Source organism: Roseobacter sp., assembly GCF_045106495.1.
Taxonomy (GTDB): Bacteria; Pseudomonadota; Alphaproteobacteria; order Rhodobacterales; family Rhodobacteraceae; genus Roseobacter.
On record NZ_JBGCEQ010000005.1, the window covers coordinates 39,351 to 59,173 of the forward strand.

Sequence of the window (19,823 nt, forward strand, 5' to 3'; positions counted from 1 at the left end):
GTCCTTTCTTATGACATGGTTTCGACATGGCTGGCTTGGGCGACCGGGCCTTCATCGGTGAAAGTGATATGCTGGCCCATCTCAAGCTCACGCTCGAAGATCTGCTTGAGAATGCGTATGCCGGAAGCTCGACCGGCTTCAGCAAAATGGCGCGCGGACGGGACCCGAAAGTTGTTGTCGAACCGATGACCTGCATGCGCCCATATCATCGGGTGCATTTCCTTCATGTGGGTGCGCACAATCCAGTCGGCGCAATCGGCGATGCGGCGACGCTTGTGATCTGCGGCATCAAGCCCCTTTGTGCTCTGGCCAATTGCGACCGCGCAATAGGCTGCCAGCAGGTTGACCGTGTGTTGGTCCGGGTTGCGCGCCAAAATATCGTGCAACCCTTCCAGAAAAAACGCGAGATCAAGATGGGCACATGCGACGTCATCCTGTGGCAGTGCATCAAACATGACCCATGTATAGCCACCGGCACCCCAGGCTTCCTGACTGCGCGCTGCGGTACGCCTTGCCTCAAGCTCGAGTTCTTCGTGGCTGCCAAACCGATGCGGAGACAAAAGACTGCCAAATGTGCGCATGTGTTTGGGATTGCGCGGATCAAGGTCGATCAGGGTTTCAAAATCACGGGTCAATCTATTACCAGTTGCTTTTCCCGCGCCGTGTAAGGTGCAGACGGCCTGTGCCAGTATCGGCGAATTCGTTTCGGAAGTATGGAACGGATCGAGAATTTCGCGGGCGCGGTCAAAATGCGCGTCAAACGCCTCTCGGTTTCGCGTTGGCACTTGACGAAGACTGCCGGTGCCACGCCACGCCCAGGCGATATCCATATGAGCCTGCGCGACGACTGTTGATAAAACCACATCAGGTACAGCTTCTAATAGCATGTTTTCCAATGCTTCCACGCCGCATGTCAGGCGCGCTCCCCGAGGCGGATGCCCATCGTAAAGCGCGTGCTCGACGGCTAAAACCACGTCGGAACGGGCCCCAAAGCTTAAAAGTTCAGCGGCGGACATCCCGGCTGGAGTCAGTGTGCGTGCCTTTTCGGCAATGCGAATTTCATGCGCCAACTCGGCCCAACGGTCCTGGCGGGCGAGAAATACCCCGCGCGTTTGGTGCACGTCGCGTGCGGCTTCTTCCTGGGTCGGATCGGGACAGTCAATTGCGAGATGCCCTTTTGTGGGCCAGGAGCCAATGCTTGGATCGTCAACTTGCGAATTCTTGGCGTTCGCGCGCCGTTTGACCTTTCTCTGCCGCAGATGTGTCAAAGAGTTTTTGGCAATGCTAGGCAACAGTAACATAAAGGCAGTCCCATTTTGGTAAGCAGCTGCAATTTGTCGTCTCTTTTGGGCCGAAAGATGACTTTGAAGCGGAGATATCTCGTTGATTGGGATCAAAGACGGCGTTGAAATGGCACGTTGCCTCAATTGCGGGGAAGTGTTTGCGTTGCTGGCAAGCCAAGCTTCTTGCGCACCCTTAATGGCACCAACGCAAACCTCGCTTGAATTACCCGCGCCAAGTGTCGCATAAGAGGTTTATGATAAAGCGAATTCTGCCATTTTTTTGCCTGCTCTTTCTGCCGTTTGGCGCATCCTATTCCGAGAGTTCAAATGCCGCTGAACTGCCGCTCATGCGATGGAGCAATATGCCAAATCATCAGCTTTGGAACGAGGCGGCCTTGAAGGCGTTAAGCAGTCATGGCCAGCCTCTGACAAACATGGTGCCTGAGGACATCGCGCAGTGGTGCCCCTATTACGAAGTCGCAGATGAGCGCGCGCGGCAGGCGTTCTGGATCGGGTTTATGTCGGCTTTGGCAAAGCACGAAAGCACCTACAAGCCCGGGGCCGTGGGTGGTGACGGAAAGTGGTTTGGTTTGTTGCAAATCTCGCCGGCGACGGCACGCGGCTACAAATGTCGGGCAGGATCGGGAGAAGCGCTGAAAGATGGTGGCGAAAACCTGAGTTGCGCGATTAGGATCATGGCGGTGACCGTGCCGCGTGATGGCGTGATCTTTGCACGCGATCCGAAGTGGCGTGGTGTGGCGGCAGATTGGGGGCCAATGCGCAGCGAACCAAAACGTCGCGATATGGCGGGTTGGGTCAAACAACAGCCTTATTGCCAAGCGCCAGTTCAACCAAAACAGCGAGAAAACAGATACCAATCCCCCAACAGGTAAGGTTGCTGTTAACCGATCAGAGAAAAGTGGTGCCGTTGGGTTCGGATGCCATGTGCCTGCAAAGCGGTTTCTAATTCCTGATGCGGTGGCGTCGCTTCATAGGGGACACGGATTTTGCGCCCCGATTTCAGGACCGCTGTCGCACGAACCGAGAAATCAAGCCGGGTATCAAGTCGCACGTGATCCACCTCAGACCAGGCCAGTTCCGCCGTTTTATTGCCACTGAACCAGCGAATTTGATGGCTGTCGAACGCCATGCCTGCCGCTGGGTTGGCATAGAGATCCCACAATGCCGGCAAGGTAAACAGGGCAATACACGCCATCAGCCAAGGCGCGGCCTCGATCAAGACAATGGCCACAACCAGAACGAACCAAACGGTCAACACAGCATAGAGCGTGGCGTAGTTTCGCCCGTTTCGTTTGTAGACAAATGCCTCAGCGACCACCTGTGACGTCCAGCGTCGATCCTGTGATATAGCTCGCATCGCTCGACAGCAGCCAAACAACGGCCTGCGCAACTTCTTCGGCCGATCCTTTGCGTTTCATCGGGACCATATGAGCCAATCTATCTGCCCGACCTGGTTCGCCCCCTTTGGCGTGAAGCTCAGTCTCAATTAATCCAGGGCGCACGGCCATGACGCGAATGTTATCAGCTGCAACTTCGTCCGATAACCCTTTGGTAAAGCAATCAATTGCGGCCTTCGACGCCGCATAATCTGCATATTGGTTGCCGGACCCCAGACGCGCAGCGGCTGAAGAAATATTGACAATGACGCCACCCTGACCTTGCGCCCTCATGCGGATCACAGCTTCCTTTGCCACCAAGATTGCGCCGATCACATTGATGTCGAACATGCGCCGAAGTCTCGCGTGATCGAAATCTGTCACCTTGGCTGTCGCATCAACGACGCCCGCATTATTGATGAGTGCATCCAGGCGTCCGAATTCCTGGTCCACCTGTGCAAAAACGCGTGCAATCGCTTCCGGATCAGCGACGTCTCCCGGACATAGGATCACCGTCGCACCGGACGCCCGGCAATCGGTAGCAACAGCTTCTGCACCAGTTGTGTCTGTTCGAAAATTCAGTGCAATGTCGAAACCTTGATTTGCTGCAATGCGGGCGCAGGCCGCACCGATTCCAGCGGAGCCGCCGGTGATCAAAACAACCGGTCTCATATGCTGTCTCCTCGGATCCGTTCAAGCATTTCGGTGGTATCGCGCGACAAGTCGGATACAGCCAACATACGGTCCAGCGCCGCACGCGCGTGTGCTTGACGACCGGTATCATACCGGCGCCAGGTCTGGAAAACGGCGCACATGCGCGCGGTCGTCTGGGGATTGATCGGATCAAGCTTGATCAACCAATCGGCCAATAAGTTGTAACCAGCGCCGCTGGCACTATGAAACCCTGGGTGATGGCTCGCGAGAGCACCAAAAACCGCGCGGAACCGGTTGGGATTCTTCCAATTGAAGTCCGCATGTGCGGTCAAGGCGAGCGCTGTTGCCGAAACCTCCGCCGGGGGGGCCTGCACCACCTGCAACGCGAACCACTTATCCATCACCAAGCGATCTGAAGACCATTGGGTTTCGAAGGCGCGCAGCTCCGATGCGCCATCCTGTGCGCGGAGCAGAACGGAAAGGGCAGTTAATTGTTGGGTCATATTGTCAGCAGTTTCAAACTGCGCCCGCGCGCGATCAAGTCCATCTGTGAGGCTCAAAAGCCAGAGCGACGCATTCGCAAGGCTCCGACGACCGGATTGATCGGCGTTTGGAGCATAGGCCTCTGCGACCTGGTTTTCCTCAAAGAGGATCGGCAAAATGTCCTTCAGATGACCGGCTTGGGCATGGCCCATGGTCTCACAAGCCGTCCAAATGGCATCTGGATCTGGCACGTCTCCCGCATCAAAAAGGGCCGTGGCGAGATCAGATTGGCTTGGCAGCCCCAGCATCAATGCACGGTACGAAGGGTCAAGACTGCGATCCGCCAGAACGGTGCCAAGTCCACTCAAGTAACTTTCATCTGGCTCTGATCCATTGCGGATCATGTTCAACAGATTGGCCTTGGCCAGACTACGCCCGGCTTCCCAGCGGTTAAAAGGATCAGTGTCGTGTGCCAGCAAAAACGCAGCGTGCTCTGGGGTGAGCGTGTTCTCAAGGACCACAGGTGCAGAAAACCCGCGCAGGACCGACGGAATGGGCCGTTCCTTGAGCCCTTCAAAGGAGAACGACTGGGTCGCTTCTGTTAGTTCCAGAACCTGGTCGGAAACAGCCTCTTTGCCCGACGGAAAAAGAAGGCCAGCAACAATTGGGATGACCTGTGGTTGTGGGTCTGGTGTTGTTTCTGACGGCTTCAACTTTTGAGTGAACTGAAGGGTATAAGTTCCTTTATCCCAAGCTTCTTTCATTGTCAGTCGTGGTGTTCCTGCTTGACTGTACCACAGCTTGAACTGGTCAAGATTGCGGCCGGTTGCGTCTTCAAAAACCTTCAGCCAATCTTCAATGGTGCAAGCTTGACCGTCATGACGTTCAAAATAAAGATCTACCGCTTTTGAATAGGCGTCTGCGCCGACGAGCCGCCGCAGCATTCCAATAACTTCGGCGCCTTTTTCGTAGACAGTTGCGGTATAAAAGTTATTGATTTCCTGAAAGCTTTCGGGCCGCACCGGATGGGCCAACGGACCTTGATCCTCCGCAAACTGGCGTCCTCTCAAATCAATCACATCGCGTATTCTCTTAACCGCCGCCGATCGCATGTCTGAAGTGAACTGGCTATCGCGATAGACCGTCAAACCTTCCTTCAGGCACAATTGGAACCAATCGCGACAAGTGATGCGATTGCCTGTCCAATTGTGAAAATACTCGTGCGCAATAATGGCTTCGATGCGTTCAAAATTCATATCCGTTGCGGTCTCGGGCGAGGCCAGAACCGCCGAGGAGTTAAAGACATTCAACCCTTTGTTTTCCATGGCTCCCATGTTGAAATCATCCACAGCAACGATGTTGAATATATCGAGGTCGTATTCACGACCGTATTCTTCTTCGTCCCACGCCATTGACGCCTTCAAGGCCTGCATGCCGAAGGCGCATTTGCCCTCGTCACCAGGGCGAACATAGAGGTTCAGATCAACTTTTCGTCCGGATTTTGTGGTGAAATCATCCGGATGTGCGACCAGATCACCGGCCACCAGCGCAAAAAGGTAGGCTGGCTTGGGCCATGGATCGTGCCACTCGGCGAAACCGTCGCCGCGGGTCACAGGGTTACCATTGGAGAGCAAGACAGGATGGGGGCCGTTTATGTGCACGGTGAAAACGCTCATGACGTCCGGGCGATCGGGATAGTAAGTAATTTTGCGAAACCCTTCGGCCTCACACTGCGTGCAATACATACCGTTCGACATGTAAAGCCCCTCAAGCGCTGTGTTATGAGCCGGGTCGATTTCAACCTCTGCTTCCCAGACGAAAGGGGTTTGGGGGACCTGGCACGACAGACCTTGTTCACTCAGCTCTGGCGAGACTGGCCTCCCATCGATCTGCGCAGATATCAGTTTGAGTTGCTCGCCGTGCAAAAAGAAGGACCCATCCGCTTCCGGTTTGGGTACAAAGGCGACGCGGCTTTTCACCCGAGTGGCGTTAGGTTGCAGGTCGAAGGTCAGTTCGACTGCGTCAACATCGTACCCAAACGGTTTGTAATCACTTAGATAAATAGTCTTTGGTGCTGCATCGCGCATGGTTTTCTACGTCTTTTTTCAAGTCGAATTTCATTTCGGACGTTAGGTCCACTGGCAACAAGCTGCAAGATGCATTGATTGAGAGTAAGGAATGAGCGTTCAAGTCGTCCTTTGGCAACGCTGTGCGCGATACCTTGCCGGGGCTGCTCTTACAGATCTTCTTGGTTTTTACGCGGTAAGCCCTACTGTTTTGCAGATCGGGTGGTTGAAAACGATAATCCATTCGAAGATTACTTTTGCCTTTGCCAGACCGGAGAATATCGAAATGCGTCGCAAAGGAGACTTACCGCAAAAAATATGCGTGCATTGCGGTCGCCCTTTCTTCTGGCGCAAAAAGTGGGAAAAAGTGTGGGAAGAAGTCAAGTATTGCTCGCATCGGTGCCGTCGGGCGCGGCGGATTTAGCCGTTCAGGTTCAGTCACCAAAAGTACCTTCAACTGTTGTTGCCTATCGGAAACAAACTTCTTACACCTGCATTTCAGATTAAAGCATTGCAGACGAGGAGTTTTCCGCATGGCCGAGTTTATCCAGAGAAACGATCTTCAGGTGTCGGATGAACTGGCCCAATTTATCGAGGCGCAGGCGCTTCCAGGAACGGACGTCGATCCGGCAACGTTCTGGTCTGGCTTTTCGGATTTGGTGAACGACACGGCCGCTCAGAACCGCGCCCTATTGGAAAAACGCGAAGCCATTCAGGGGCAGATCGATGCTTGGCATGTTGAACGGCGTGGGACAGCGCATGATCACGAGGCCTATTGCGCGTTCTTGCGTGAGATCGGGTATTTGGTGCCCGAAGGTTCAGCGTTTGAGATCGACACTGCCAATGTGGACGATGAGATTGCACGGGTGCCGGGCGCGCAGCTTGTCGTACCGATCACCAATGCACGCTATGCACTGAACGCTGCAAATGCGCGTTGGGGCAGCCTTTACGACGGGTTCTATGGCACCGATGCCATGGGCAGCGCGCCTCCCGCCGGAGGATATGATCAGGGGCGCGGCGCGCGCGTTGTGGCGCGGGCACGCGTTTTTCTCGACGAGGCGTTTCCCATCGTCAAGACAAGTCACGCTGACGCCCGGCGGTACTACGTGCATAACGGGGCATTGCTAATCGATGACCAGCCATTGATCGATCCGACAAAATTTGTCGGCTACATTGGCCATCCCAAAGCGCCAGACCGCATTGTGTTGCGAAACAACGCGTTGCACGTCGAATTGGTTTTCGATCGCACGCATCTGATCGGCAGCCGGGATCAAGCCGGTCTGGCCGATGTGCAGATGGAAAGTGCTGTGTCCGCCATCATGGATTGCGAGGATTCGGTCGCCTGCGTCGATGCCGAGGATAAAGTCGTGGCCTACGCCAATTGGTTGGGACTGATGAAAGGAGATTTGCAGGAAAGCTTTGAGAAGGCTGGCAAACAAGTCACTCGGGCCCTGAACCCTGATCGCGAATATACCGGGCCAGACGGTTTAAAGGTGTCTCTCAAGGGGCGCGCTCTGATGTTGATACGAAACGTCGGGCATCTGATGACAAACCCGGCGATCCGCGACCGTGACGGGAACGAAGTCTTCGAGGGCGTGATGGACGCGATGATCACCACACTGATTGCGATGCATGACCTCAAATGCGAAGGTGGCAATTCGTTGAAAGGGTCGGTCTATGTTGTGAAACCCAAGATGCACGGCCCCGAAGAGGTGGCTTTTGCGGACAACATTTTTGGCCGCGTCGAAGATGTTCTGGGCCTGCCGCAGTATACGGCGAAGTTGGGTATCATGGACGAAGAGCGCCGCACATCTGTGAACCTCAAGGAATGCATCCGGGCGGCAAAATCCCGCGTTGCCTTTATCAACACCGGGTTTTTGGACCGGACAGGCGATGAAATCCATACATCCATGGAAGCCGGTCCCTTCAGTCGCAAAGATTTCATCAAACGCAAGACCTGGATTGGCGCTTACGAAAATCAGAATGTGGACATTGGTCTTGAATGTGGACTCTCTGGCCGGGCACAGATCGGCAAGGGCATGTGGGCGATGCCGGATATGATGGCTGCCATGCTGGAGCAGAAAATCGAGCATCCCAAAGCCGGCGCGAACTGCGCATGGGTGCCCAGCCCGACCGCGGCCACGCTGCATGCTTTGCATTATCACAAAGTGAATGTGTTTGACGTGCAGGCCAAGCTGAAAAAAGGCGGGCGCCGCGCCTATGTAGATACGGTCTTGAACATTCCTCTGGCCGAATATCAAAAATGGACAGACGCGCAAAAACTGCGCGAAGTCGAAAACAATGCGCAGGGCATTCTGGGCTACGTGGTGCGTTGGGTGGATCAGGGCGTGGGCTGTTCCAAAGTGCCGGATATGAACAATGTGGGCTTGATGGAAGACCGCGCAACCTGTCGCATTTCCGCGCAGCACATTGCGAACTGGCTGCATCACGGGGTTGTGGATGCGCAGGACGTGATGAAAGTGATGCGCAAGATGGCGGAAGTTGTGGATGGTCAGAATGCAGGTGATCCGCTCTATCACCCAATGGCGCCAGGTTATGATGGCATTGCGTTTCAGGCCGCCTGCGATCTCGTCTTCAAAGGACGCACGCAACCTTCTGGTTATACGGAACCTGTCTTGCATGCGCGTCGCTTGGAGCTTAAGGCCGCTGGATAGAGACGTCCAATCCGGAACAAACAAGTTTCGGCGTTAAAACCAAATCGCAGACTACCGAGGTGCACATGACAATTTCACTGAAAAAAGCCCGTTCGATCATACGAAAAACCATCGCCAAAGGGCGTGAAATGGAGTTCAAACCTTTGTCGGTGGTTGTTCTGGATTCCGGCGGTCATGTGCAGGCGTTTGAGCGCGAAGATGGTGCCGCGCCGGGACGCTTCGGGATTGCGCACGGCAAGGCTTATGGTGCCATTATGTTGGGCATCCCAAGCTCAGCGCAAATGGTGCGTGCGGAGGCACAGGCTTATTTTATCAACGCGGTGAACGGAGTTTATGATGGTAAGCTGGTGCCGGTTCCGGGCGGTGTACTTCTGCGCGACAAAAGAGGCCTGGTGATCGGGGCGGTCGGCATTACGGGCGACACGTCGGAAAATGACGTGATTGCGGGCATGGCCGGTATCGAGGCAGCGGGTCTGGTGGGAGACGCCTAGAAAACGTGCACAGTGTCCAACCTGCGCAATGGCGCACAGGCTTTTGCGCGGTGATGGGCTGTTAACCGTTTTCGTGCAACGCTATATCAGTCTGGACGCAACGTCGAAAGGGGCACGAATGGCGAGACCGATCGTCGGCATTATTTGCAATCACTACCTCATGCATGATCAATACCCCGTTCATGCAGGCGGGACGATGAATTCGGAAGCGATTGCCGAAGTTTCCGGATGCATGCCCTTGATGATCCCGACCAACCCCGATTACGTCACAGTCGAAGAGTTGCTCGCTTCATGTGACGGGTTTCTCTTCACCGGTGGGCGACCCAATGTGCACCCTGAAGAATACGGGGAAGAGTATACAGAAGCGCATGGCGACTATGATCGCAACCGCGACGCCATAACGCTGCCATTGGTGCGGGCCTGTGTCGAGCGCGGGCAACCGTTTCTAGGTGTTTGCAGGGGGTTTCAAGAAGTGAATGTGGCAATGGGCGGGTCGCTGTATCCCGAGATCAGGGATTTGCCGGGACGCATGAACCACAGAATGCCTCCCGATGGCACGTTGGAAGAAAAATTTGAGCACCGACACGTCGTGTCGCTTACCGAAGGTGGTGTGTTTCATCGTCTCATGGGCGCGCGGGAAGTAATGACCAATACGTTACACGGGCAAGGGATCAAATCTTCCGGGCCGCGTGTGGTGGTTGACGGTACCGCACCCGATGGCACGCCAGAAGCAATTTACATAGACGGTGCGCCTGGATTTACGCTCTCAGTGCAGTGGCATCCTGAGTATGCGGCTGCAAAAGATCCTGTTTCGAGACCGCTTTTTGCTGCCTTTGGAGATGCGGCGCGGGCGTGGTCAAAAGGCCAAATAGCCCGCCCTGCGAATGTTGCCTAGAAGCGCTTTGAATTTACAACGCTGATACTTTCGCTTTTAAGTTCAAATTGTTAAAGCGCTCCGGTCTCTCTGAGTTCACTGCAGTGTCGCAATTGGCCAAATCCCTGTGCAATGAAGTCCACGTCCAGTCTTCCGGTTTGGCGGCAAGTCCGTTCTGAACCGGTGCCGTGCGGATGAGATAGCGATGAAGCGCCAGATCTTGTTTAGAACTTATCCGATGTTCCCAAAACCTACTTTGCCAAATCCCTTTTTCTTTTCGTGACCTCTGCACTGCCGCACGGTCTTCGGGCATTGGAAGCGCTCGCGAGAAAGCGCTCTTTAGAAAATGCCACCTTGCACGGACATCCGTGTCGCTCTTTGGCAATGTCCACAATGTGTGGATGGTTGAGGGCAAAATGACAATTGCGTCAATTTCAAAAGGATAGCGCTGCATCGTCAAGCGCATGGTCTGGCGGAGCAAGTCTACGTTGTCTACAAGCAGGGTGCTCTTGCGATCAGCCAAACGCACGGTGAAGAAATGAATTGCCCCTTGGGCTTTGGATCGGGTGTGTTGTTCCATGCCGGTGTTCTATCGCCAGCGTGGTTAATGGATACTGAAGAAATGTGGCCGCAAAGCTCAATTTTTGAGCTACATTTGACCTCCTGCGATCTCAATGGCCTGGCCGTTTACGCTTTCTGATCCCGGAGATGCCAACCACAATGCCGCTGCGGACACTTCTTTTGAGTCAATCAATCGGTTGTGCCGATTTGCAGAGACCATCATCGCTTTGGCTTGGTCTGGGCTAAGATTGGCGCGCTTTGCAATGGACGCAGTATTGCGCGTGACGATTGGAGTATCGACATAAGCTGGGCAGAGTGCATTGAACGTCATTGGTTTGCCCAAATAATCTTCGCTCAATGACCGGATCAGACCAATCAAACCATGTTTGGATGCCGTGTAACACGCCGCCCCCTGCAAGCCACGCAACCCGGCGACGGAGGAAATTGCAATCACGCGGCCCCAGTCTGTTTCGCGCATGGACTTCAAGGACTCGCGGATGGTCAAAAAGGCACCGTCGAGATTTGTCGCCATCATGTTTCGCCAAAAATCCAGATCGGTTTTATGCACTGCGCGCCCTTCGGCGATGCCAGCATTGGCGACACATATCTGGACGGGACCGCGTGCTTCGACCGCGGCTGCGATGGTCGAAACAACACTCTCCTCGTCGCGCACGTCCATCACATTGCCAAAAATACGCTCCGTGCAGGCATTGTCCAAAACTTCTTGGCGCCGTCCTGTGATTGTCACTGCGCAGCCCTGTGCAGCGAAATCCTGGGCAATGGCAAGCCCTATGCCGGTGCCACCGCCTGTTACCAATGCATGCTTACCTGCCAATGACATGGAACTTCCTTTCAGGTTGATGTCCAGCTTAGTTGCAGTGCCATCAAGCGCAAGGGACCGCGGGCAATTGTTTTTGGGGCCATAAAAGGTTAAGTTCTCCCCAGTTTCAAAAGGGTGGTATCATGCAAAAAGTGACTGGCATTGGCGGCTTTTTTTTCAGGTCGGAAGATCCTAAAGGGCTGTCCGCGTGGTATGCGAAGTATCTTGGGATCAATGAAGTTCCGGACAGTTACGATGCGCCAGTATGGCAACAAGACACCGGACCAACAGTGTTTGCGCCTTTCACGGCGGAGAGCGCCTATTTTGGGGATCTCACAAAAAACTGGATGATCAATTTCAGGGTGGACGATCTGGACGCGATGGTGGCGCAACTGCGAGCCGCGGATATTGAGGTGGAGGTCGAGGGCGAAACCTATCCAAACGGGTGGTTTGCCAGATTGACCGATCCCGAAGGCAATCCCATCCAACTGTGGCAACCCAAAGACCCAACAGGCGCGTTGTGAAGTGGGTGGATTTGCCTCCTATTTGGCTGATTTTTTTCGCAGTTCTGGCTTGGATACAAGGGAGGTATTATTCGTTTAATCTAAGCCTCGCTCATCCGGTCACGTTTCTGGTGGCCGGTCTACTGGTTGGGGCAGGCATCGTGTTGGCGCTATTGGCGATGATGGAGTTTCGGCGGCACAAAACCACAATCATCCCCCATGAAACACCGACTGATCTAATCCAAACTGGCGTCTTTGAGCGCACGCGGAACCCGATTTACCTTGCGGATGTTTTGATCCTCGCCGGGCTGTGTTTGTGGTGGGATGCGGTTTTGGCCCTTGTTCTGGTCCCCATCCTGGTCTGGGTGCTCGAGAGACGTTTCATCGTCCCAGAAGAAAACCGCATGCGGCGCGTGTTCCGCGCCGAGTTTGCACGATATGCCCAGAAAACGCGCAGGTGGGTGTGAGCTCTGTGCAACCGTGAGCGCTCACTTTTCGTCATGTGCTTGTACCTCGACTGTGTAGGCGGTACTGGAAAAGCCAGTTCTGTGCACCATTTTGCGCAAAATCGCACCACACGGGGGAACTACAATTGAAGATCGGGACACCAAAAGAAACATTTGAGGGTGAAGCACGGGTGGCAATGACGCCTGCCTCAGCCAAGGACCTTCAGAAGCTTGGCCATGAGTGTGTCATTGAATCCAAAGCTGGAGAAGCAGCGGGATTTTCGGATGCAGATTACAAGGCTGCTGGCGTAACTGTTGCCAAAACCGCCGCCGCTTTGTGGAAGGCGGCAGATGTCGTGGCCAAGGTGCGTCCGCCTTCGGATGCCGAGATGAAGCGCCTGCGCGAAGGCCAGACTTTGATCTCCTTCTTCAACCCGGCGGGCAATACCGATTTGATGGAAGCGGCCGCCAAAAAAGGCTCTACCGTCATTGCGATGGACATGGTGCCGCGTATTTCGCGGGCGCAAAAGATGGATGCGCTCAGCTCCATGGCCAACATTGCCGGCTACCGTGCCGTTATCGAGGCAGGCAACAACTTTGGCCGGTTTTTCACGGGACAGGTTACGGCTGCGGGCAAAGTGCCACCGGCAAAGGTTCTCGTTGTCGGCGCGGGTGTGGCTGGTCTTGCCGCGATCGGCACTTCAACCTCTCTGGGCGCGATCACCTATGCCTTTGACGTGCGTCCGGAAGTGGCGGAGCAGGTTGAATCGATGGGCGCCGAGTTTGTTTTCCTCGATTTTGATGAAGAACAGCAGGACGGATCTGCAACAGGCGGTTATGCCGCCGTGTCCAGTCCGGAGTTTACCGCTGCACAGCTTGCGAAATTCCGCGAGTTGGCACCGGACATGGATATCGTGATCTGTACCGCGCTGATCCCGAACCGCGAAGCACCGGAGCTTTGGACCGAGGACATGGTCAAATCCATGAAACCGGGCTCGGTGATCGTGGATCTTGCAGCTGAAAAAGGCGGCAATTGCAAAATGACTGTCATGGACGAGAAGATCGTCACCGACAACGGCGTGACCATCATTGGCTACACCGACTTCCCAAGCCGGATGGCAGCCCAGGCTTCGACACTTTATTCCACTAACATCCGCCACATGATGACTGATCTGACGCCCGAAAAAGACGGTGCGATCAATCATGACATGGAGGATGATGTGATCCGCGGTGCGACCATTGCACATGCCAAGGAGGTCACCTTCCCACCGCCGCCGCCCAAAATCGCGGCAATCGCGGCGGCGCCGAAAAAGGCTGCTCCAAAAGAGCCCACAGCGGAAGAAAAACGCGCAGCCGAAGTTGCCGCGTTCAAACAGCAGACCAAAAACCAGGTCACACTGCTGGCCATTGGCGGCGCCTTGTTGCTCGCAGTTGGCCTTGTGGCCCCGGCAAGTTTCATGCAGCACTTTATCGTCTTCGTCCTGGCCGTCTTTGTCGGTTTCCAGGTGATCTGGGGCGTGGCGCATTCGTTGCACACACCACTGATGGCAATCACAAACGCGATCTCGTCGATCATCATTCTCGGTGCGCTGATGCAGATCGGATCTGGCTCCTTGCTAGTGATTTTACTCGCGGCACTTTCGGTCTTCATGGCCGGGATCAACATATTTGGTGGCTTTCTCGTGACACGGCGCATGCTCGCCATGTTCCAGAAATCTTAAGGGGACGGGCACAATGGACTTTGGATTTACAACAGCGGCCTATGTGGTCGCAGCCATCCTCTTCATTTTGTCGCTGGGCGGGCTCTCGGGCCAGGAAAGCGCAAAACGCGCCGTCTGGTATGGCATCGTCGGCATGGCGCTGGCTGTGGCCGCGACCCTGATCGGACCGGGCGCTGGGCTATGGCCTGCCTCGATCATCCTGATCGGCCTTGGTGGCGCGATCGGCTACCAACTGGCGACGCGGGTCCAGATGACGCAAATGCCCGAACTTGTCGCGGCGATGCACTCCCTTGTGGGTCTGGCGGCGGTCTTTGTGGGCTTGATTGCCCATATCGAAATGGGCCGCGTGGCGGGCATGGACGAAGAGACGCGCAAGGGTCTTGACGGCTTTGCCGCCCTTCTGGCCAAGAAAGACGGCGTTGAGATCGCCATTCTGCGGGTGGAACTGTTCCTTGGTATCTTCGTCGGTGCGGTGACCGTTACCGGATCGGTGATTGCCTATGGCAAGCTGGCGGGCAAAGTCGATACCTCTGCCAAGAAACTGCCGGGCGGACATGTGCTTAATGCAGGGGCGGCGGCGTTGTCGCTGCTCTGCCTGATTTGGTATTTCAACACAGGCGGGTTTTTCCCACTGTTCCTGATGACACTGGCTGCCCTCTTTATCGGCTACCACCTGATTATGGGCATTGGCGGCGCGGATATGCCGGTCGTTGTGTCGATGCTCAACAGCTACTCTGGCTGGGCAGCAGCAGCGATTGGGTTCAGCCTCGGTAACGACCTTCTCATCGTTGTGGGCGCGCTTGTGGGCTCTTCAGGTGCAATCCTGAGCTACATCATGTGCAAGGCGATGAATCGGTCGTTTATTTCCGTGATCCTGGGTGGCTTTGGCGGCCCTGCCGGTGAGCAGATGGCTGTTGAAGGTGAACAGATCGCTATTGAAGCCGACGGCGTTGCCACGTCGCTGAACGAAGCGGATAGCGTCATCATCATCCCCGGCTATGGCATGGCGGTAGCACAAGCGCAGCAGGGCGTGGCGGAACTGGTGCGCAAACTGCGCGCGCAGGGCAAGAACGTGCGGTTTGCCATTCACCCCGTCGCGGGGCGTCTGCCGGGCCATATGAACGTACTGCTGGGTGAGGCCAAAGTGCCCTATGACATTGTCATGGAAATGGATGAGATCAACGAGGATTTCCCAGATACCGATGTTGCGATTGTCATCGGCTCCAATGACATTGTGAACCCTGCCGCCCAGGATGATCCGAACTCACCCATTGCCGGGATGCCGGTACTGGAATGTTGGAAAGCTAAACAGGTCTTTGTCTCAAAACGGGGCCAAGGCACAGGATACTCGGGTATCGAAAACCCGCTGTTTTTCAAAGAGAACACCCGCATGTTCTATGGCGACGCAAAAGCGAGCCTCGATAAGCTGCTGCCGATGATTGACTAACTCGGCGGCTGACAATTGAGCAATGCCAAAGAGGGGCGCCCATCATGTGGTGCCCTTTTTTTATCGCCCCAAGTTGACTCTTTGCGAGGATGTAAAGTGCCAACCCAATGATGCTGGGACACGTGCTCAATCGGATGTGACCCTGACCACCAGAGGTTTATTTTGAGTTGGATTGATCCGCCAATCTCGCAGGCCCATAAGTCTCCCCGCTGTTTGTGTTCGGCGCCACGTCGGGGCGTTGACCGCTTTCCCAAAATACCTTGCCGGTCTGGTCCATAGTGAAGGTGCCGCTTCCGAATTCGAGCGGCGAGTCCGAACCCGCATAATTGCATTTGGCTGCGTAGTCGTCTGGACTGGTCAATCCACCGTCTGGTTCGAAGATTGTCTGGGATCGAGCTGGTCGCATTCATGACCTGAAGTGTGTTGTTGATATTGCTTCAGTGATCTTGAAAAGGGGATGTTTTCGTCGGGGATGCATCTTGAGGCTGCGTGGTCTGGACCGTGGTGCAGAAAACGAATTCTTGTCCTGCCTTGCAAGTCATGTGTGGGACCAATTCGCAGGCTTTTGAGCCGTCTGAGACCTTGACGGAAATGAGACTGTGGTGTGAGAAGAACTTTGAAAATTCAAAGCAGTGGGGATTTTGCCAGTCGTCGAGAGGCCAATAAATACATGGCTTCTTTGGTGTTTGCAACGAAATCTCGATGCATGGACTGGCTGACCCGAGCCTGTCTAAGTGGTTCAAATCGCGCGCATTGTGGGCTCTTTGAAGACAAACAGAGAAATTGTATACCATTGCGTTCTATTAACACATTGAAAAATATCAAAAAATAATTTGACTTAAATTGATTGTGCATTATCCCTCACTCTAAGCATGAGAGAGTTTTGATGGCACCGATCGACGATCATCCACTCCGGTATAAACTGGCAAATGAGCTGCATGCGCGCCCTTTTCCTTCCATGGAGGCGCCCTGCACCGCAGTTTACATCGCGATTAAGCAGCCTAACGATGCTGTCAGTCGGGATCGGGTGCAGGATTTGGAACATCTGACGGCGTTGCTGGACCGCCATGGTGCCCCGCATCCGCAGCCGGGGGCGACCCATTATTATGGACAGATCGGAAAATACTGGCTGAAATGGGAACAGCATACGGAATTCGTGACATATACAGCGTTTCGCGAAGGGGCTTCGGGGCGCCCGTTTGACCCCGTGCAATTTGACGTTTTTCCGGCGGAATGGCTGGCGAATGCGCCTGGTCAGCGTATCACGTCGGTATTATTGCACGTGGAGCGGTGCCCGAAGGAAATAGAAGACGTAGACGCACGTCTGGACGAGTGGTTTGTCTCTGAAAGCCTGGCTGTATCAGAGGTGCTGGACCGTGAGGCGATTGTAGCCGGTGATTTCCGTATCGATCTGAATGGCCACCTTAGGTTTGCGGTCTTTGCAAAACCTGAAACGGGAACCCGTCGCATAGGTCGAATTGTGCAAAGACTCTGCGAGATCGAGACCTATAAGACCATGTCCATGATCGGATTTGCGCGCACACGGACACTTCAGCCAAAACTGAATGATCTTGATACCAAGCTCACGGGATTGATGAGTGACATGTCCGACGAGGATGCGCTGGCGGAATGGACGTTGAACAACCTTTTGTCGATCTCGGCAGAATTGGAGACACTCTCGGCACAATCGTCGTTCCGTTTTGGCGCGACGGGTGCGTACGAAGCCTTGGTCAATCAACGCATCGCAGCCCTGCGAGAAGAACGGTTTCAAGGACGCCAGCATTTTGCGGAGTTCATGATGCGCCGTTATGCGCCCGCAATGCGCACGGTGAATTCGGCGGAGCGTCGGCTTGAGGCGATGTCGAGCCGGTCCATAAGGGCCTCAAATCTATTGCGCACGCGCGTCGATGTGGAGCGGTCAGCCCAAAACCAGTCACTTTTGGAGAGTATGGACAAGCGGTCGGATTTGCAGTTGCGGTTGCAGCGCACAGTTGAGGGCTTGTCGGTGGTCGCGATCAGTTATTACGCGGTATCTTTGGTGGGCTATCTGCTCTACCCGCTGACGCAAGCGACAGGGATGAGCAAGGGGATGCTAACAGCATTGGCGACGGTGCCCGTTGTTCTGCTTGTCTGGTGGCTGGTGCGGCGATTGAGGAAGAACGTGGAGTAGTGTATTTTGCGTCAAGGTTGTTGGCTCACGCATCAGTTCAAAAGCGCGGCGCATTTTGATCGAGCGCCGTCTAGGGTCAATTTGAAAAAGCCGACTGTCCCGCGCTTTTCTGGCGTAACGGAAAACGCCCTCGCTACCGCCCTTTACAGTGTTCAGTAAACTGCGTTGGTGTATCGAGCTGCGCCCATGCCATTCCGATTGCCACTCTATCGTCAAAAGCGTCCACGGCTTAGCGGCCGCGAATTCTGGGGTCCAATGCATCACGCAGGCCGTCGCCAAGGTAGTTCACCGATAGGACTGTAAGAGAAATCAAAATGCCAGGCAGCATGACGCGTTCTGGAAATTCTTCCATCCTCGGCACGGCGTCAGACAAAAGCTTGCCCCAGGTGGGAAAATCCGAGGGGAAGCCCACACCAAGAAAGCTCAGCGCGCTTTCAGTGATGATGGCCGTTGCAAGCCCCAGCGTTGCAGACACCATAATCGGTGAAATGACGTTGGGCAGGAGATGTCGCCGGATGATGGCGAAGGGCTTGGTCCCGATGGACCGGGCTGCAAGCACGAATTCCCGTTCCTTTAGCGCAAGGATTTCGCCACGCACGATACGCGCGGTTTGCATCCAGGAGGTGATGCCTATGACCCCAACGATCAGGATGAACATACCCGTTTCCGGTCCGAAATTCGCCCGGAGCGGTTGTCGGAACAGGGTCACCGCCACGAGTAAGAGCGGCAGGATCGGCAACGATAGGAAAAGATCCGTCAGGCGCATCAAGGGCCCGTCCATTTTGCGGAAATAGCCGGCGCAGACACCGACGGCGGTGCCAATAAAGAGCGCCAGTATCATGGCTGTCCAACCCACGGCCATCGAGGCTCTGCCGCCTGCGATCAACGTGGCCAGAATATCCCGACCGAGGTTGTCCGACCCCAGCGGTTTTTCCCAGCTTGTTTTGGCGTCGCCATCCCAAAGCAGGGTGTAGAGGGGGCGCATATCCTTGTTGCGAATGTCGAGTGTCTTGGGGTCCACGTCCCAAACCATCGGCCCAAACAGAACCGCCAGCGTGATGAAAAGCAAAAAGCCACCGCCGATCAACGCGCCTTTGTGTTTGCGGAATTGATCCCAGACGTCCTTCCACTGACTGCGTGGCGCCTTGGGGGGTTCTTTGTCTTTAAGAGCGCCGTAGAGTTCCACTTCGGCAGGGGGTGTGGTCAGATCAGTCATAGCGGATCCTCGGATCGAGAACACCGTAGAGGACGTCAGCGATCAGATTGAAGAAAACGATGAGGATGGCAAAGATAAAGGTCAGCGTCATGACCATTGGCAGATCATTGGCAAAAAGCGCGGTAAGGAGTAACTGTCCGATGCCGTTCACCTTGAAAAGAGTTTCGGTTATGATCGCGCCGCCAAAGATCGATGGGATGCCCAAAGCGATCACCGTGATGATCGGTATCATCGAGTTGCGCAACACGTGTATCAGAACGACCGAACTTTCTTTCAAGCCTTTGGCGCGGGCGGTGCGCACGTAATCCTGGTTTAGATTGTCGAGCATGGAAGCGCGCATGAACCTGCTGATCTGCGCTGTGGTTTGCAAGGCCAGAACCATGACAGGCATAATCATCTGTTGCAGCTGAACTTTGAAGCTGTCCCAATCCGTAACCACGTGCGTGGTATCATAGATCGAAGGAAACCATCCCAGGTTTACCGAGAAGATCACGATCACAACGACACCGGAAAAAAATGGCGGTACAGAAAACCCGATCATAGAAACAAAAGTTCCAGCCTGGTCGAACACGGAATATTGTTTGTAGGCCGAATAAATCCCGATCGGCAGGGCAATCAGGATGCCGACGATATAGGACATGCCCACAACCCACAGCGTCTGAGGTATGCGCTGTACCACGATGTCCATGACCGGCGAGCGGCTCTGCCAGGAAATCACGCGCTGCTTGCCTTCCGCGAAGGTCGTTCCAAACCAGTGATCGAAAACCACCTGAGGTTCGATCCAGAAAAACTGCACCAGCCATTTTAAGTATTGCACGTGCAGTGGCTGACCCAATCCAAGCGCTTCGCGCATCTTCTCTTTAACTTCGGGAGGGACCGTCAGCGGCACTTGCGCCATTGGATCACCGGGTGCCAGTTGCAGAAGAAAAAAGATCACCAGCGAGATGAAAAACAGGGTCGGGATCGACAGAACCAGTCGCCGGATCGTGAAAGTCAGCATGTGCTACGCCTTTATG

Annotated in this window: 18 protein-coding genes; 10 read left to right on the plus strand and 8 right to left on the minus strand. The window is 54.8% G+C overall.

Features of this window, described 5'->3' with window-relative positions; translation table 11 throughout:
* Positions 1-8: 8 nt before the first annotated feature.
* A complete protein-coding gene (locus AB8B75_RS05075; protein ID WP_405360342.1) occupies positions 9-1,301 on the minus strand; it encodes a hypothetical protein in 1,293 nt (430 codons plus the stop codon).
* Positions 1,302-1,537: 236 nt separating this feature from the next.
* Here AB8B75_RS05075 and AB8B75_RS05080 point away from each other — a divergent pair, with 236 nt between their 5' ends.
* Positions 1,538-2,176 carry a transglycosylase SLT domain-containing protein gene (locus tag AB8B75_RS05080; RefSeq protein ID WP_405360343.1) on the plus strand — a complete coding sequence of 213 codons (639 nt, stop codon included), beginning with the start codon at positions 1,538-1,540 and terminating at the stop codon, positions 2,174-2,176.
* Positions 2,177-2,184: 8 nt separating this feature from the next.
* Here AB8B75_RS05080 and AB8B75_RS05085 read toward each other — a convergent pair whose 3' ends face one another.
* The 3 genes from AB8B75_RS05085 to pepN are packed head-to-tail and all read right to left on the minus strand — an operon-like array spanning position 2,185 to position 5,904.
* On the minus strand, positions 2,185-2,622 hold the full coding sequence (locus AB8B75_RS05085) for a hypothetical protein (RefSeq protein ID WP_405360344.1): 438 nt from the start codon (positions 2,620-2,622) through the stop codon (positions 2,185-2,187).
* The gene (locus tag AB8B75_RS05090; RefSeq protein WP_405360345.1) at positions 2,612-3,352 is read right to left on the minus strand and encodes an SDR family oxidoreductase; all 741 of its coding nucleotides are present in this window, start codon (positions 3,350-3,352) and stop codon (positions 2,612-2,614) included. The genes AB8B75_RS05085 and AB8B75_RS05090 overlap by 11 nt, the downstream gene beginning before the upstream one ends.
* Entirely contained in the window at positions 3,349-5,904 is a 2,556-nt protein-coding gene (gene pepN, locus AB8B75_RS05095) for an aminopeptidase N (RefSeq protein WP_405360346.1), read from the minus strand. The genes AB8B75_RS05090 and pepN overlap by 4 nt, the downstream gene beginning before the upstream one ends.
* A gap of 265 nt (positions 5,905-6,169) precedes the next feature.
* On the opposite strand from pepN, the gene AB8B75_RS05100 reads away from it, so the two are divergent.
* The 4 genes from AB8B75_RS05100 to AB8B75_RS05115 all read left to right on the plus strand — a co-directional run bounded on the left by AB8B75_RS05100 (position 6,170) and on the right by AB8B75_RS05115 (position 9,944).
* On the plus strand, positions 6,170-6,307 hold the full coding sequence (locus tag AB8B75_RS05100) for a DUF2256 domain-containing protein (RefSeq protein WP_405360466.1): 138 nt from the start codon (positions 6,170-6,172) through the stop codon (positions 6,305-6,307).
* Positions 6,308-6,416: 109 nt separating this feature from the next.
* Complete coding sequence (locus AB8B75_RS05105) at positions 6,417-8,558, plus strand: malate synthase G (RefSeq protein WP_405360347.1); 2,142 nt, start codon at positions 6,417-6,419, stop codon at positions 8,556-8,558.
* 65 nt (positions 8,559-8,623) lie between these two features.
* Positions 8,624-9,049, plus strand: coding sequence for a heme-binding protein (locus AB8B75_RS05110; RefSeq protein WP_405360349.1), 426 nt, complete (start codon positions 8,624-8,626; stop codon positions 9,047-9,049).
* Between the two features lie 118 nt (positions 9,050-9,167).
* On the plus strand, positions 9,168-9,944 hold the full coding sequence (locus tag AB8B75_RS05115; protein WP_405360350.1) for a gamma-glutamyl-gamma-aminobutyrate hydrolase family protein: 777 nt from the start codon (positions 9,168-9,170) through the stop codon (positions 9,942-9,944).
* Positions 9,945-9,957: 13 nt separating this feature from the next.
* Here the strand turns inward: AB8B75_RS05115 and AB8B75_RS05120 are convergent, their stop codons facing one another.
* Together AB8B75_RS05120 and AB8B75_RS05125 are read right to left on the minus strand one after the other, a co-directional pair.
* Positions 9,958-10,503: an REP-associated tyrosine transposase gene (locus tag AB8B75_RS05120; RefSeq protein ID WP_405360352.1), complete on the minus strand. Its 546-nt coding sequence runs from the start codon at positions 10,501-10,503 to the stop codon at positions 9,958-9,960.
* A gap of 69 nt (positions 10,504-10,572) precedes the next feature.
* Positions 10,573-11,325 carry an SDR family NAD(P)-dependent oxidoreductase gene (locus AB8B75_RS05125; protein ID WP_405360353.1) on the minus strand — a complete coding sequence of 251 codons (753 nt, stop codon included), beginning with the start codon at positions 11,323-11,325 and terminating at the stop codon, positions 10,573-10,575.
* A 122-nt stretch (positions 11,326-11,447) separates the two neighbouring features.
* Between AB8B75_RS05125 and AB8B75_RS05130 the strand changes: the two genes are divergently transcribed.
* The 5 genes from AB8B75_RS05130 (at position 11,448) to AB8B75_RS05150 (ending at position 17,591) form a co-directional block, all read left to right on the plus strand.
* Complete coding sequence (locus AB8B75_RS05130; protein WP_405360354.1) at positions 11,448-11,828, plus strand: VOC family protein; 381 nt, start codon at positions 11,448-11,450, stop codon at positions 11,826-11,828.
* Positions 11,825-12,274: a methyltransferase family protein gene (locus tag AB8B75_RS05135; protein ID WP_405360355.1), complete on the plus strand. Its 450-nt coding sequence runs from the start codon at positions 11,825-11,827 to the stop codon at positions 12,272-12,274. The genes AB8B75_RS05130 and AB8B75_RS05135 overlap by 4 nt, the downstream gene beginning before the upstream one ends.
* 125 nt (positions 12,275-12,399) lie before the next feature.
* Positions 12,400-13,974, plus strand: coding sequence for a Re/Si-specific NAD(P)(+) transhydrogenase subunit alpha (locus AB8B75_RS05140; protein WP_405360356.1), 1,575 nt, complete (start codon positions 12,400-12,402; stop codon positions 13,972-13,974).
* Positions 13,975-13,987: 13 nt separating this feature from the next.
* Positions 13,988-15,421: an NAD(P)(+) transhydrogenase (Re/Si-specific) subunit beta gene (locus tag AB8B75_RS05145; RefSeq protein WP_405360358.1), complete on the plus strand. Its 1,434-nt coding sequence runs from the start codon at positions 13,988-13,990 to the stop codon at positions 15,419-15,421.
* Positions 15,422-16,307: 886 nt separating this feature from the next.
* Positions 16,308-17,591: a DUF3422 family protein gene (locus AB8B75_RS05150; RefSeq protein WP_405360360.1), complete on the plus strand. Its 1,284-nt coding sequence runs from the start codon at positions 16,308-16,310 to the stop codon at positions 17,589-17,591.
* A gap of 229 nt (positions 17,592-17,820) precedes the next feature.
* On the opposite strand, the gene AB8B75_RS05155 is transcribed toward AB8B75_RS05150, so the two are convergent.
* Entirely contained in the window at positions 17,821-18,807 is a 987-nt protein-coding gene (locus AB8B75_RS05155) for an ABC transporter permease (RefSeq protein WP_405360362.1), read from the minus strand.
* A complete protein-coding gene (locus tag AB8B75_RS05160) occupies positions 18,800-19,807 on the minus strand; it encodes an ABC transporter permease (protein ID WP_405360364.1) in 1,008 nt (335 codons plus the stop codon). The genes AB8B75_RS05155 and AB8B75_RS05160 overlap by 8 nt, the downstream gene beginning before the upstream one ends.
* Positions 19,808-19,823: the final 16 nt, after the last annotated feature.

Coding starts and splice junctions, on each gene's coding strand:
- AB8B75_RS05075 (WP_405360342.1), bottom strand. CDS start 1,301: ATGTTACTGTTGCCTAGCATTGCCAAAAACTCTTTGACACATCTGCGG.
- AB8B75_RS05080 (WP_405360343.1), top strand. CDS start 1,538: ATGATAAAGCGAATTCTGCCATTTTTTTGCCTGCTCTTTCTGCCGTTT.
- AB8B75_RS05090 (WP_405360345.1), bottom strand. CDS start 3,352: ATGAGACCGGTTGTTTTGATCACCGGCGGCTCCGCTGGAATCGGTGCG.
- pepN (WP_405360346.1), bottom strand. CDS start 5,904: ATGCGCGATGCAGCACCAAAGACTATTTATCTAAGTGATTACAAACCG.
- AB8B75_RS05100 (WP_405360466.1), top strand. CDS start 6,170: ATGCGTCGCAAAGGAGACTTACCGCAAAAAATATGCGTGCATTGCGGT.
- AB8B75_RS05105 (WP_405360347.1), top strand. CDS start 6,417: ATGGCCGAGTTTATCCAGAGAAACGATCTTCAGGTGTCGGATGAACTG.
- AB8B75_RS05110 (WP_405360349.1), top strand. CDS start 8,624: ATGACAATTTCACTGAAAAAAGCCCGTTCGATCATACGAAAAACCATC.
- AB8B75_RS05115 (WP_405360350.1), top strand. CDS start 9,168: ATGGCGAGACCGATCGTCGGCATTATTTGCAATCACTACCTCATGCAT.
- AB8B75_RS05120 (WP_405360352.1), bottom strand. CDS start 10,503: ATGGAACAACACACCCGATCCAAAGCCCAAGGGGCAATTCATTTCTTC.
- AB8B75_RS05125 (WP_405360353.1), bottom strand. CDS start 11,325: ATGTCATTGGCAGGTAAGCATGCATTGGTAACAGGCGGTGGCACCGGC.
- AB8B75_RS05130 (WP_405360354.1), top strand. CDS start 11,448: ATGCAAAAAGTGACTGGCATTGGCGGCTTTTTTTTCAGGTCGGAAGAT.
- AB8B75_RS05145 (WP_405360358.1), top strand. CDS start 13,988: ATGGACTTTGGATTTACAACAGCGGCCTATGTGGTCGCAGCCATCCTC.
- AB8B75_RS05150 (WP_405360360.1), top strand. CDS start 16,308: ATGGCACCGATCGACGATCATCCACTCCGGTATAAACTGGCAAATGAG.
- AB8B75_RS05155 (WP_405360362.1), bottom strand. CDS start 18,807: ATGACTGATCTGACCACACCCCCTGCCGAAGTGGAACTCTACGGCGCT.
- AB8B75_RS05160 (WP_405360364.1), bottom strand. CDS start 19,807: ATGCTGACTTTCACGATCCGGCGACTGGTTCTGTCGATCCCGACCCTG.